This window comes from Paenibacillus sp. PastF-3 (assembly GCF_029893135.1).
Lineage (GTDB): Bacteria > Bacillota > Bacilli > Paenibacillales > Paenibacillaceae > Paenibacillus_AQ > Paenibacillus_AQ nitricinens.
This window is the reverse complement of record NZ_JARXWM010000037.1, coordinates 1-13,919: the sequence shown is the minus strand read 5'-3', so window position 1 is coordinate 13,919 and position 13,919 is coordinate 1. Positions and strand designations below refer to the sequence as shown.

Here is a 13,919-nt window from a genome sequence, read left to right as displayed (position 1 = left end):
AACGAAGATACCTCAGCTCTGATGATGCGAGCTGAGGTATCTAAACTAACTAGTTTTTGTTTTTTACACTGTACACTTGACAGGGAGCACTTCATTTGCTGGCGTCTTCTTTTCTCTTTGTTTTTTGAAAGTAATACTTATTTTCTGAATACCTCCGGTTTTGGCTTATGTAGTCCGTGTTAGCCGGTTCCTTAATCCACATATAGATATCAGCTGCTTTTGGATCTACCAATACAAAATACCCTCCCTTTGAATTCACAGGAAGCAGCTTCAACAAACTTAGTATATAATGAATAATTAACTTGGTATTCACTTATAATTCGCAAGCAGCAGACTCCCTATTAAAAAAGCCCTTCATTTGGAACTAGCCGTTGTTTTTTCAAAATCCTCATTCCACTTGACTGATTCCTCTTATGTAGCTGAACTTTCTTATGATATATGCTGCTCAATAGTTAAATTTTTCTATAGGACTAATATGGTTTAATCAGATTTATAGTGTAAAGTTATCATCTAAGAACTTCTATTTACCTCCAGATAAGTTCCAATTATCCAAGCTATAAAACCGATTAAACACCAATAAAAAATTGCCCACGGTGAAAAAGACCATTCTATCAGCCAAAATGCAAAGAGAAGTTCACACACAATTATACCGAAAGCATTTCCGTGTTCACGCAAATGTCTATATGATTCGACATATTCGTTGACACCCAACAATTCTTTAGTTTCGCTTTCTTTATCGTCTTGTTTCGTTACTGATCTAATATGAAATTCAATTTCAGATGAAGTTTCTATTTTTCCTATTTTGGTGGCGTGGGTTCCTTTACTTATAGCTCTATATTGGCTTAGATTGACATAGAAATCCCTTATATTATTTGCTTCCTTTAGAAAAACACCTGTTACAGAAATAACAATTAGTATACTGAAGATATGATTACATGCTTCTGAGCGTACTCCAAAAAGGTAGGGAGCTAGGAAACTAAAAACTGTGAAAAAAAGCAAATAATAATTTAAATATTTCCCGATATGTACCATTACTTTATTTCTATCTTTTTCTCCCTGCTGTTGTGAGGAATTACCCGAATTGAAAAAGACCACCCTTAAACTGTGTAATAATAGTATGATCATACTTGAAAAATACATATATAGAAATCCGGCAATTACTAAAATTATCGTTGCCAATATGGACAGTCCGACCTGTCTCACTTCGACAAAGTCCAAGTGCTCTTCTTTTGTGTTATCTCTCTCAAAATTATTACTGTCATTATTAAACAACTTGGCAACAATACTCGCATCGCTCTTTTTCATACCGAAAGTTGTTTCAAACAACAAGCTTTTAATATCAGTTTTAATATCCTTCTCTGCTCCCCCCTTAATATAAAATGATTCAGTAATCTGAGTACTATAATTGACTACCAAAAAAATCAGAATTAAGACTCCAAAAATAGTGCCAAGCAAGTAACGAACCAGATAAAACTCCCAAAAACGATTCCCACTCATGTTGTAACCTCACCATAGATTTATTTTATCCCACATAATTCAACACTCTTCTACAAAAACCTTTTTTGGTATCGAACCCCTCCCATTGTAAACATATTGCTAGTTAGCTTAATCGCTACACTATACGTGGATCTTTTCAAAATCCTAAATCCTGCTATGTAGATAGTTATGTATCATTGGACAATTGTGTCACAATCTATCACTTGCTTCCATCTTTGTTTTTTTATCAATGTCCCACTATTTCAGTTGACCTACATCAGATTGGCAAACGGAACATATTCTTGACATATTAAAGAAATGATGAGATCGGGACATCTTCCAAGCTTTCTAAAGAAGAATTAATTGAAGTATTTAGTGGAGAATTACTGACGAGAGACATATCTAATGTTAAAGATATTCGATATTTATAACATAATTAAAAGCGGCAAGTAGTCACTAGTTTGTGAACTTCTTGCCTCTTTTATCTTACTAATTCGTTTCAGTACCAGCTGCAACTTCGCTAAAATAGCATTCCTCTACTTAATCTCTTATGGATTTCTATAAACAACCTTCAATTTCTTTCTCTTTGTCAATTGCACATAGATGCTCATATCTCATTGTTACAGCTACCTTATCATTTAGCCATTTCTTTATTTTTGACTCTCCGATTTCTGAGATTCCACAAAGCAACTTTGGAACATCATCAAAATCACCAAAAGTTACATCCAGGTTCATTACATTTTTGAAGTTATAAAAGCAACTGAGCCATCCTGTTTCTGGTTAACACTATTTGCAGAGAACAGATATTCAGGCTCTGCTGGAGGTTCATAATCCCTATCGTAAATATGAATTTCAATGGCTCCTAGGTTCTTTAAATAACGGTGCTTAACCCACTCTGCTAATGAACTTCCACCTAACGGTAAGACAGTTATTCTAGGATCACTATTTATGTCCGGGAAAGACTGCTCTTTCTTATGTAATACTTTGCTAATGTGTATTAGGAAGTGTACATCGTTAGATCCCTCAACACATATAATTACAGGTGTTATTACTATGGAGAAATTTGGCATGATACCTAAAGCCGATGCAACCTGTTCAAATACAAAATCAGTCTTCTCAAGCACAACTTTTTGACCCTCTGAGTTAACTGTGATATATCTAAGTGAATCGGTCGGAATTTGACCAGCTAGTGCTGGTACATGAGTAGTAATTAACACCTGAAAGTTATCTTCAGTCGAGAGTTTAAGCCTCGTTTTCTCTCTACTTTTGCTTTAAAAAAGCTAAGTAATATTAACCTTCTAACACCACTGCCTCTTTTATTTATTGGAATTGAACTATCTCCGCTAAGGGTAAGCTTAAATAAACTATCCCATTTTGGATCATTTTTAAACTGCGGCAATAATTCGTTTGCTAATGTAGGATCAAATCCTTTGAGATGCTGCAGAGTTCGATTGGCAACCTCTTCGACATTACTTTTGATCTCTCCAACTATTTGAGTGATTTCAGTTTCTACTTGTCTAATTGCTTCAATAATATCTAATTTCATTGGATCTTGAACTTCAGAGTCGTCTTCTTTACTTAGACGATCTGCTTGAAATAATGCGTATATTGGCAGTTTCTGTTTAAGACTCTCCCAGATACTTTTTCCATCTTCTTTGTTTAGTTGTATATATCGTTCAGAAAACTGTAATTGGCCATCATAATGTTGGTATATTGCTCTTCGAATGGATGAGCTAATCCGGAGACCAACACCGCTTTCTTCCACATCCAATTCTTTTAATCGGCCTTTAAGGTCCGAAATTTTTAACTGTAGTAAATCGTTCAATTGCGGTTTATTAGGATGAATACATTTTATAAGGACAATTTCCTTTGGAGATTTGTTGGAACAATCAAATAACTTATGTATCTCAAGGTTACCTTCATAGTTTAATAAGAATCCCTCATCTAAATTTGTTGTAGAGGATGAGTCGATAACAATACTTTCTGGAACGTCTGTAAATTCACATCCGATTCTAACTATCTTAGTTTCATTATGGACACAGTAACCCTCCAGGCAATAGATCTCATTTTAGACATTTTGGTGTTTATTGAAGTAATGATAGTTTGTACCAGAGAAAGCATTAATTAATCTATCAAGCATGTCATCATCATCTTTAAATATAGTCATCCAGACTGACCAGTATCCTCTTGCAATTGCTAAATCTATTATATTGCCTCTTTTTTCTTCTGTATCGTTTTCCAACAATTGATTGTAATATCTTTTTGCAAGTTCCCAGGTCTCAAAACGATAAAGTTGCCTTTCATCTGTTTGAGTCCCGTCTATCAGAGGATCATTAATTGTTATTCTATCTAATCCTATTAAATCAATCATTGCCTGGGCTTTTTTTATATCACTAGTTTTCGAAGCGAAAACAAACCCCTCAAAATAAGTAAAGAAGAGATATGTATTGTGAAGGTCTGGCCATACATAGTCCTCAATAATTATAGGCTTGTCGTTTTTAATGGGATTACAATTAGGACAAGCTATAAGAAAATTAGTCCACTCTAGTTCTAAATCGGGTCTACGGGATTTTGGATGTATGTGCTCTATTTGTACTCCATATTCAAGCCTGCGCTCACAGTAAGAACAGTAAGGTCCAATACTTAATTTCAAATGACCTCGCGCTTCAGAATAATGATTAAATATTATCTTCGCACCTTTTGCATCCGTAGGTGCTGCTCCTCTTATAATTGGTCGCATTTACTTATTCTTTCCCTTTCGCTCTAATTCTTCCTTCTCAAGTTCAAGTATCGCGTGAAAGGCAATATTGTCACTAAATATTACAGTTAACTCGTCTATTCTGCTCTTAAGTTCATTAATACTTGGATCTAAAATGGGAGTTTGTTCGGGATTTTCAATTTTCTCTTTTATCATTGAATAATACTCTTTAGTTAGATTAAACAAATCCTGTAACTTTTGATTTCTTTGAGGGTGTTTAATCCCCATAATGTTTGTTGAAACATCTTCTAGACTTTTATTTACAAATAATTGAGGAGATGCTAAGCCTAGACTTTCATCTGTGTGCTCACCTAAAAGTAACAACTCACCAGGTTGAAGTGACTGTACAATAAATGGAGAATGAGTTGTTGTAATGAATTGAACATTAGGGAAAGTAGATTTTAAATCTTCTACAATGTTTCGTTGCCACTTCGGGTGTAAATGTAAGTCAAGCTCATCTATTAATACAATTCCATGTGTTTTAAGATGATCGTCTAAAAAGGGATTTAATATCGTCATTCTATACGCAATGTCAGCTACCATACTAATCATACTTCTGTATCCATCACTTAATAAGTAAAAAGGGATAACTTCTTCTCCAAAAATCAATATTATTTCATTAGTTAAATGTTCGTAGTAAATATCTATGATACCGGCTCTTTCAAGACATTTTTTAATAGCAGTTTTAACAGAAGTTAAAGCATTAGATGGCTTTTCGTTTAGGTTTATCATACTCATTTTAATAAACCATTTTTTAAATTCAGACTCATTGGTTGTAGGCTTTAGAAAATTACTATATCCCGCATAACGAGAATCTAAATTAAGCTTTTCTGTATATTCAGAATCGCTCGTGGTCCAAAGTCTGTTAGTATGATAATAAACAAAAATAGGCAAAGGGAATTCAATATCCAAATCAATATAAAATTCCACTTCATCAGCAAGTTTATATACACTACTATACCCATAAACACTCGATATTCTATCGACAAGTTCGCTCGCCCAAAACTTATCTATATCATCATCTAAATAAATTGACCATTCATTTTCGAATTTTACTAAACATTCAATCACAGCCATTGGTCTAGGTTCAATTGTCAGTTGGTGTATATTTCGTTTTAAAAATATATCTGCATGGTCGATTTTCCTAGACTCTTCTTTAGCGAAAATAGCGATTAATTCTGATATAACAATTGATATACCATCCATTATTGCGGTTTTTCCAGTACCATTTTCCCCTACAATTACGGTAAAGTTATTCATAAATTTTAGTTCCGTATTACTAAAGTTCCTAAAGTTTTTTAGCCACAACTTATCTAACCTCATCTTTACCTCCAGAATTCCTTAAAGTTAATTAGCAAGTTCTACCATAGTTCTTTTATACTATAGCCTATTAACACGACAAAATAGGTCAGCGTTTCCTCTATCCTCATCTTTGTTTTATATGTTTAAAAGCAGGCTGAAACTAGCATTTTTATCTCAGACGTCTTGTACTCACACCTTCAGTTAGCGGAGCAATGATTTTAATGATTGCTTTTTGATTAAACGCTTTAACTAATTCTTCTAATGTATTATAAGCTAGGATTTGAAATTCAAATAGTCTTTCATCATTTCTCAACTCTCATCATCCTCCTTTTATTGCTAGATAATGCCTTTTAAACTCAACAACACTGTACCATATACTGTTATTGTTATGTTATCATGTCGTTAATAATCAAACTATAGTCGATCGATAGAAGTGCTTACTCCTTTTCTGAAAGTGCCAAGCACTAAACACAGTGCCTCTTCTGTTTGACTGCCAAGTGTCAAAAAGTTTACTTTATAACAAATATTATTCTGAGTTCTCATTCAACTATCCTGCCCGTTCGTATTATGAGATCAACCAGTTCTTTCTGGTTGATCCTTTTTTTCATTTGCATAGAGGATTAAGGTAGCCTAGTCGTCTATACTGTTTGTACGGCTGGCGAAGAAGGTCAAAGGGCTCAGCCTTTTTTTTAAAGTGTTATTCTGGGGTCTATTTTATTATGCTCTTTTTCAGGTTTTGAGCTAATTTAATTTTCATGGGAGCTTAATAAATAGAGCAGGATACCGAAAAACTGAGGCATACATCTGCGACAATTCTGATTAACCAGGGCGTACACGCCAGAATAATATCGGAGCGACTTGGTCATGAAAGCATTACCACAACAATGAATATCTATGGTCACGCTCTTCGATCAGCTGATCAAACAGCTGCGGATAAGTTTGAATCGTCATTAAAAAATAAAACTGCCTGACAACAAAGATGACGCACAGGATCAACAATTCCTGGCGTCATCTTTATGTTCTTTTTCGTTGTTCTCCGATCAATTTTTACATCAATTTTACATCAACGCACTTTTTAGTACTCTTTTCTACCGATATTATTGATACTATTACAGGCTAATACCCTGTATTTATAAGGGTCTCAACATTCTGTATTATTCTTTGCCAACAACGCAACCGACTCCACATGCACCGTATGCGGGAACATATCCACCGGAGTTACCTCCACTGTTCTGTACCCGCCATCTTCGAGCACCCGCAAGTCCCTTGCCAATGTCGATGGATTACACGACACATACACCACACGCTCCGGCTTCATCGCCAGAATCGTCTCCAAAAGTCGCGGATCGCAGCCCTTACGTGGTGGATCGACCACGATAACATCTGCCGTAATCCCCTGCTCTTTCCAGTTAGGAATGACATCTTCAGATGCGCCTACCTCAAACACTACATTCTTCATCTCGTTCAACTTCGCATTCGCCCGGGCATCCTCAATCGCTTCTGGTACAATCTCCACACCGTATACCTTAGCCGCATGCTGCGCCAAAAAGAGAGAGATCGTACCGATGCCGCAATAGGCATCGATAACCGTTTCATTGCCAGTCAGTCCGGCATATTCTACGGTTTTTCCGTACAGCACCTCAGTCTGTGCCGGGTTCACTTGATAGAACGAACGCGCTGAGATTGCGAACTGTACATCTCCGATGTAGTCATAGATGACGTCTCTGCCCCACAGGACGCGGGTTTCGTCCCCGAAGATGACATTCGTGCGCTGAGTGTTGACGTTCTGGCAGATGCTGACTACGTCTGGCAGCTGTTCGCGGATGCTCCCGAGCCAGGCGTCCAGGTGCGGGATGTCGCGACCGTTGGTTACGAGGACGAGCATCATTTCACCGGTGCGGAAGGCTTTTTTCACGACGACATGGCGCAGCAGGCCGCGGCTGGTTTCTTCATTATAAGCAGAGATGCCGAGTTCTCTGCCGATGCCTTTCACCTTGCGCACAACGTCATCGTTATCTTCATGCTGAATTAAGCATGTTTCCATATCGATGATCCGGTGGCTTCCCCGCGCGTAAAAGCCGCCCACAAGGCCGCCTTCGGTTACGCCGATCGGCACCTGAGCCTTGTTGCGATAACGCCAAGGCTCGTCCATGCCTAGTGTAGGGCGGACGAGAATGCCCTCTGTCTTAGCCACTCCAGCGCCATCCGCGATGTCACCATCGTTAGCACGGTCCATCTGACTCTCAACAGCTTCATTCGCTTTGCTCTTTCCGCTGTCTCCGCCACCACCACTCACCCGGAGCTTCCCAATCCGCTCCAGGTTGTCCACCACCAGCTGCCGTTTCCACGTCAGCTGAGCGGCATAGTCCATATGCTGCAGCTGACAGCCGCCACACTTATCATAGATCTCACAAGGCGCCGCGATACGGGCGCTGCTCGCCTCTACTAAATTCAGCAGCTTGGCGTAGCCATACTGTTTCTTGGTCTTGAGCACCTTTGCCCGGACCTTCTCTCCGGGAAGAGCTCCCTGCACAAAAAGGGTAAAGCCTTCAACGCGGCCTACCCCTTCACCTTCATGGGTCATGCCGATAATATCGAGCATAACCTCATCATTTTTATTCACAGGCAGTTCGGCGACAGGCGCCTTGCCGACTGGGCGGCTGGTGCTGCGTCCACTGCGGTGTTTACTCATTATTTATAGTTCACTTCTTTCATTATCATCGCTGTATAAACCCAATTAAATGTCTTCAATCATTTCCATCACTGTAAATCTTACAGTCTCTTCGATCAAAGATCATCGCTGTATAATCCCACACTCTTACTTTCAATCAATCTCAGTTATTCTCAGCAAAAATCCGCAAATGCTGCGGCAAAATCCGGAACCGTCCTGGCAGCTCTCCACCCAGTTCACCGTCCAAGTTCAATTGAACATGCCCTGGTGAGATTACATCCATCGCATCCGTGCGGAAATAAACAACCTTCTTATCATTCAAATGCTCACCGCGAAGAGCCAATCTGACCAAACGGACAAACTCTGCCAGATTGCATTTTTTAACCGCTATAACATCTAACAGACCGTCATCGATACGAGCGCCGGGAGCGAGCTTTTCAAAGCCGCCAACAGAATTCGTGTTTGCAATCAGGAACAGCATGAACTCATCATGAATAACTTCTTGGCCATTGGCACGAATGATTAATTCCTGAGGTGACAGGCTGACCATTTTTTCAATACCTTTTAAATAGTACGCAAGCTGCCCTATCATGGTCTTCAGCTTACTAGGAACTTCATATGTCAGTTCGGTTAGACTACCGCCGCCTGCTATATTAATAAAATAACGGTCATTTGCCTTGCCGATATCAATCGGACGTGTCTCTTGGCGAATGATCAGATCACAGGAATCTTCCCAGTTCTTCGGGATCCCCATTGCACGTGCGAAATCATTAGTAGTACCAAGCGGCAAGACGCCGAGCGGGGGAAGATTAGGCTTCTCCGCCATACCATTAATAACTTCATTTAAAGTGCCGTCGCCACCGGCTGCTATGATCAAGTCATAACCGCGTTCTACTGCATCTGCAGCAGCTATCATAGCATCGCCTTCTCCGGTTGTTGCATGGCAGGTGGCTTCAATGCCACCAATATCCAGCCGGTCCAAAATATCGGCGAGCCGCTTCTTCATTTCTTCCCGTCCAGAAGTGGGATTATAAATCAATCTCGCAGTTTTCATTACCGGAACGCCACCTGTTTTTATAATAGAATAACCTAATTGATTATACCTAATTCGGACCACTACAATCAATGTTAAAGGCCCTTTCATGCAAATATTCCATTATACAGCAATTCATGACACTTTATTTAACAAAAAAATATATTTATATGTATATGCAGCAAATCCCGTATTATCCACGGATCTGGGCCCTTTTTTATGATTAAATGTGCTCAGGGGTAGGTGCTTTATCGTTTCATTCGAATCTGTTCGAGGAGTGTCTCTACCTGTCTCTCCATCCAATGCGGAAGAAGGGGGTGCGGCAGAAGTGTTTGACCAGAATACTTATAGGTTAACCCTTTTAGTCTGTTCGGAACCACATGCTTAGTAAAATAGCCTTCACTCAAAAAAAGCGGCGCCACCAGTACCTCGTGACCCTGCTCCTGCCAATACTCTACCTTGCTTCTTACACTATCCGGACTCAGCAGAGCATAGTCGGCCGCCGCTACGCCACTCACCTCACGGACACGTCCCGCCAGCGAAGATATGCCCTGCTCCCAGCGCTGCCGGAAACCATCATATACACTGCCATGCCCCACAAGCAAAATCGTCTCTCGCTTCGGTTCCGTAGACAGCTCACGTAGCTTGTCCCAAATCATTACAGCGATGTCCGGATCATCGTCGATAGGATAACCATAATGAACTTTAGCCTTCACTGAGAACAGCGCTAAATCCGTCTCACGTTCAGGCTCAGGTTTGGCGCCTAGTGCATATTCTATCTCATCGACATGTGTACTTCCTGAGGAAACGAACAATGGGATCACAATAATATCTGTGACCCCTGCGTGTTCCAGCTCATTTATTCCATCTTGAATCAGACGGCCCTCTACCAGCTCTAAAAAAGAGACCACAACAGGAATCTTTTCACCTAGCGACAATCCGCTTACGGCTTCCTCTACAATCGATACCCAAGCCTCGTCGCGAGAGCCGTGACTGATAATAAGTACGCCCGGTACCATACATTAACGTCCCAAACGTTCCAGCGTTAATTTATAACCGTCATTACCGTAGTTCAGGCAACGTTTTACACGGGAAATCGTAGCTGTGCTTGCACCCGTCTCTGCTTCGATCTGGTTGTAGGTGGAGCCTTTGCCAAGCATACGCGCTACTTCCAGTCGCTGCGACAACGATTGAATCTCGTTCACAGTGCACAGATCATCAAAGAAAACGTAACATTCTTCCATATTTTTTAACGTTAAAATAGCTTCAAATAATTGGTCGATACTTTTATCATTCAACTTCTTAAGTTGCATCAGCTTTTCATCCCCTAAAAGTTCTATCAGCATTAGTTTCTCTAATTAAGCTCCGTACAAAACTAGCTCCGGAAACATAAACCTCATGCGACTATCCTGCCTTTACTATATTGCACTGGAGCGCATTTTTCAAGCATTAACGATTTCACGCTGTAAAGAGTGAAATCGATGGACAAACGTCCACCCATGGCGCACACTCAATATGTACCCAACCGCGTTTATTTCTTCCTGCATAAGAAATAGCACCTACACTATAGTACTACATAAGCGCCGAAAATCAAGCTTGTACACGCTTTTTTCACTTCTTAAGGACGATTATAGGCATTCGCCCTTTTCCGCTCCTATCACGGGTAACCCGGGCATTCGTCTATACCGTATGTTCGCCCATGACATACAGTATAGCAGACCACTAACAAAGGAATGTGATATTATGCCTGATCATTACTATAATCATTCCCGCCGCAACCAGCGTTCATTGACCGATACTTATAATGCATCTGCTTACCCCGGGCTCAGTCCATATGCGCCTTCATCCCCCCCAGGAGAGAGCGGAATCCTTCCCGCTTTAGGAGCAGAAGCAGCCACCGAAACTGCGCTAGCGCTTCCTGCTGCTGAAGCTACGACTAAGGCAAGCGGCGGGCTTGCCGGATTGCTTAGCGGCTTGGGCGGTTTAGGCGGCGGTGGCGGAATCGGTGGGAATATGGAGCAAATCAAAGGTATCATCGACCGAATGGGCGGTATTGACGGGATCGTAAACTCCATGGGTAAGGTGCAGAAGGTGATGTCCGGCTTCCAGCAGATGGCTCCGATGGTTAAGCTTTTTATGGGTAACTTCGGCAAAAACAAAGGCTCCTCAGGTGCACTAGCTGCCGAAGAGGATGCAGCGCTGTACAGCCCTAACCGACGCAAAAAAAGACGTTCCACCTCGACCCGCCGCAAATCTACTACAACCACACGCCGGCGCTCTACTCCCTCTACAGGAAAACGTCGCCGCAAATAGCGGTGACGTTTTATTTTTCACTTAAACCATCCACTACGCCGGAACCATCTGAACATACTAACACCCACCACCAGCATAAATAGCAGAACGCCAAAATATCCATACTTCCATTCGAGCTCAGGCATCACCACGAAATTCATCCCATAAATTCCGGCAATCAGCGTCAGCGGCATGAATACGGTAGTGATTACTGTTAGTGTTTTCATGATCGAATTCATCCGGTTAGAGTTAAGAGATATGTAGCTATCACGTAGGTCCGCAGTCATTTCTCGATCCGCCTCAATCATATCGGACAGTTTTAACAAATGGTCATAGATATCGCCAAAATAAATCCGTTCCTCGCCGTTGCTCTGGACATGCTGCGAATTCAAAATCCGGTACATCAAATCGCGCATTGGCACAATCGTCCGCCGCATCTTGAGCAGCCTTCCGCGCAAACCAAACACTTGGCTCATCAAATCCTCCACCGACTCACTGCTGCCATTGCTCTCCAGATCCGCAAGCTCGTCTTCTAAACTGTATAGGCACGGAAAATACTTATCTACCAGCTTATCCATTACTGTATATGCAGCCGCCATCGGACCACCTGACCAGCCTTTACGACTATGTATTTCACGCTTCACTTGTTCCCAAGCTTCATTCATCTCTGTTTTTTCCTGATGATGATAGGACACGAGGTAATTTGCGCTCAAAAAAAGGTCAATTTCTTCAGCATCCAGCGTCTCTTCATTCAGCGCATGCAGCACAAAAAACTGTACTTCCTCATAATGATCCAGCTTCGGCCGCTGTAGTACATGCATACAGTCCTCAATCGCCAAAGGGTGAAAATGAAAGTAGTGATCCAACAGCAGCGTCTCCTCTGCCGTAGGTGTAGCAAAGTCTGCCCATATCCATGCATAATCCTCCCGCCGGATATCCTGCAAGGGTATGTCGGTCAGCACCTCACCAGTATGCGTCACCGCAAGTGTACGTATCATAAATGTTCCTCCGCTTCATCTTCTTCCATACATCTATTGTACTGCAAGAAGAGGAGTCTTCCAAAAATAACAAAAAAATCTCAGCCGGAGAATCGTAGCTCTGAGGTCCCATTACTCTTTAGTGTCCCATTACTCTTTAGTGTCCCATTCCTTCCTTTTGTTCCTAGGTTCATTTTTTTCTAATACCCTCCCAATTGTTCCTGCGATCTCATTTCTCTCCTCTACCAACTACCAATGCCAGTGCCATAATCGCAACAATAGCTAAGCTATCGTGAATTACCGCCATTTGACGAAACGTTTGGTTGTAAGGAGTACTGAGGTTTAACACTAATTATTCGGGCTTAACTACACCGGCTTAACTTTGTCGGAATATCTGACTATCGCCTCGCGCACACTTATTTTTGTATCTCAGTTTCCACTTTGATCCTATTTATGGCTTATAGGTAAAAGATCTAATCACTTATTAGTAAGTGTCGTTCATCTTCTTCTTCTCGCCTTTGATCAGTCGGCTCATAGTGTATATAACGATGCTTCTCAGATGGTGAGGAAAGGATGGATAAAGAAAATAGGGTTGGGTTGTCACCGAACTTAATCAAATCGTATCGAGTGATTGTTTAATGATTAGTTAGTTTAAATTCTAACCCGCCGCTTAAATTCGACAGATGCACAAAAAGCTACGTCAGACATCCGCTCAAATACACCTTACCCTATCTTTAAACACTCTCATCTGTATAAGCTAGACTCTGCTAATCCAAAGCATTTATGCCCTGCTTTCTACTCAATTGACACTATTTCACGAATTCCGAGGCATTTATGCCCTGCTTTCTACTCATTCGATGCTATTTCAGGAATTCCGAAGCATTTATGCCCTGCTTTCTACTCATTCGACGCTATTTCGCTAATTCCGAGGCATTTATGCCCTGCTTTATACTCAATTGACACTATTTCACGAATTCCGAGGCATTTATGCCCTGCTTTCTACTCATTCGACGCTATTTCACGAATTCCGAGGCATTTATGCCCTGCTTTCTACTCATTCGACGCTATTTCAGGAATTCCGAAGCATTTATGCCCTGCTTTCTACTCATTCGACGCTATTTCACGAATTCTGAGGCATTTATGCCCTGTTTTCTACTCAATTGACACTATTTCACGAATTCCGAGGCATTTATGCCCTGCTTTCTACTCATTCGACACTATTTCGCTAATTCCGAAGCATTTATGCCCTGCTTTCTACTCATTCGACGCTATTTCAGGAATTCCGAAGCATTCATGCCCTGCTTTCTACTCATTCGGATGGCGTAAAATAAGTTGTGTACCAGGATTTGGAGCCTAGCCAGGCAACAAAAAAGTAGGGTATTCTCGGGATTGCGAAGTCCACCAAGAAAG

Annotated in this window: 12 protein-coding genes and 1 pseudogene; 2 read left to right on the top strand and 11 right to left on the bottom strand. The window is 41.0% G+C overall.

Features of this window, described 5'->3' with window-relative positions; translation table 11 throughout:
• Positions 1-510: 510 nt before the first annotated feature.
• The 6 genes from M2444_RS33310 to M2444_RS33285 all read right to left on the bottom strand — a co-directional run bounded on the left by M2444_RS33310 (position 511) and on the right by M2444_RS33285 (position 5,849).
• Entirely contained in the window at positions 511-1,497 is a 987-nt protein-coding gene (locus M2444_RS33310) for a hypothetical protein (RefSeq protein ID WP_280789123.1), read from the bottom strand.
• Positions 1,498-2,210: 713 nt separating this feature from the next.
• Positions 2,211-2,600: a hypothetical protein gene (locus tag M2444_RS33305; RefSeq protein WP_280789122.1), complete on the bottom strand. Its 390-nt coding sequence runs from the start codon at positions 2,598-2,600 to the stop codon at positions 2,211-2,213.
• An 86-nt stretch (positions 2,601-2,686) separates the two neighbouring features.
• Complete coding sequence (locus M2444_RS33300; protein ID WP_280789125.1) at positions 2,687-3,496, bottom strand: AAA family ATPase; 810 nt, start codon at positions 3,494-3,496, stop codon at positions 2,687-2,689.
• Between the two features lie 48 nt (positions 3,497-3,544).
• A complete protein-coding gene (locus M2444_RS33295; RefSeq protein WP_280789121.1) occupies positions 3,545-4,216 on the bottom strand; it encodes an HNH endonuclease in 672 nt (223 codons plus the stop codon).
• Positions 4,217-5,557: an AAA family ATPase gene (locus M2444_RS33290; RefSeq protein WP_280789120.1), complete on the bottom strand. Its 1,341-nt coding sequence runs from the start codon at positions 5,555-5,557 to the stop codon at positions 4,217-4,219.
• A gap of 148 nt (positions 5,558-5,705) precedes the next feature.
• Positions 5,706-5,849, bottom strand: coding sequence for a hypothetical protein (locus tag M2444_RS33285; protein WP_280789119.1), 144 nt, complete (start codon positions 5,847-5,849; stop codon positions 5,706-5,708).
• Positions 5,850-6,327: 478 nt separating this feature from the next.
• Here M2444_RS33285 and M2444_RS33280 point away from each other — a divergent pair.
• Positions 6,328-6,507 (top strand): annotated as a pseudogene (locus M2444_RS33280) (tyrosine-type recombinase/integrase); the annotation flags it as partial.
• A gap of 170 nt (positions 6,508-6,677) precedes the next feature.
• Here M2444_RS33280 and rlmD read toward each other — a convergent pair.
• The 4 genes from rlmD to M2444_RS33260 all read right to left on the bottom strand — a co-directional run bounded on the left by rlmD (position 6,678) and on the right by M2444_RS33260 (position 10,553).
• On the bottom strand, positions 6,678-8,228 hold the full coding sequence (gene rlmD / locus M2444_RS33275; protein ID WP_280789118.1) for a 23S rRNA (uracil(1939)-C(5))-methyltransferase RlmD: 1,551 nt from the start codon (positions 8,226-8,228) through the stop codon (positions 6,678-6,680).
• A gap of 142 nt (positions 8,229-8,370) precedes the next feature.
• Positions 8,371-9,261, bottom strand: coding sequence for a diacylglycerol kinase (locus M2444_RS33270; protein ID WP_094874080.1), 891 nt, complete (start codon positions 9,259-9,261; stop codon positions 8,371-8,373).
• A 227-nt stretch (positions 9,262-9,488) separates the two neighbouring features.
• Positions 9,489-10,259 carry a sirohydrochlorin chelatase gene (locus M2444_RS33265; RefSeq protein ID WP_280789117.1) on the bottom strand — a complete coding sequence of 257 codons (771 nt, stop codon included), beginning with the start codon at positions 10,257-10,259 and terminating at the stop codon, positions 9,489-9,491.
• 3 nt (positions 10,260-10,262) lie between these two features.
• Positions 10,263-10,553, bottom strand: coding sequence for a YerC/YecD family TrpR-related protein (locus M2444_RS33260; RefSeq protein WP_019913624.1), 291 nt, complete (start codon positions 10,551-10,553; stop codon positions 10,263-10,265).
• A gap of 430 nt (positions 10,554-10,983) precedes the next feature.
• Between M2444_RS33260 and M2444_RS33255 the strand changes: the two genes are divergently transcribed.
• The gene (locus tag M2444_RS33255; protein ID WP_094876652.1) at positions 10,984-11,553 is read left to right on the top strand and encodes a hypothetical protein; all 570 of its coding nucleotides are present in this window, start codon (positions 10,984-10,986) and stop codon (positions 11,551-11,553) included.
• A 17-nt stretch (positions 11,554-11,570) separates the two neighbouring features.
• Here M2444_RS33255 and corA read toward each other — a convergent pair whose 3' ends face one another.
• A complete protein-coding gene (corA, locus tag M2444_RS33250) occupies positions 11,571-12,530 on the bottom strand; it encodes a magnesium/cobalt transporter CorA (RefSeq protein WP_094876653.1) in 960 nt (319 codons plus the stop codon).
• Between the last annotated feature and the right edge of the window lie 1,389 nt (positions 12,531-13,919).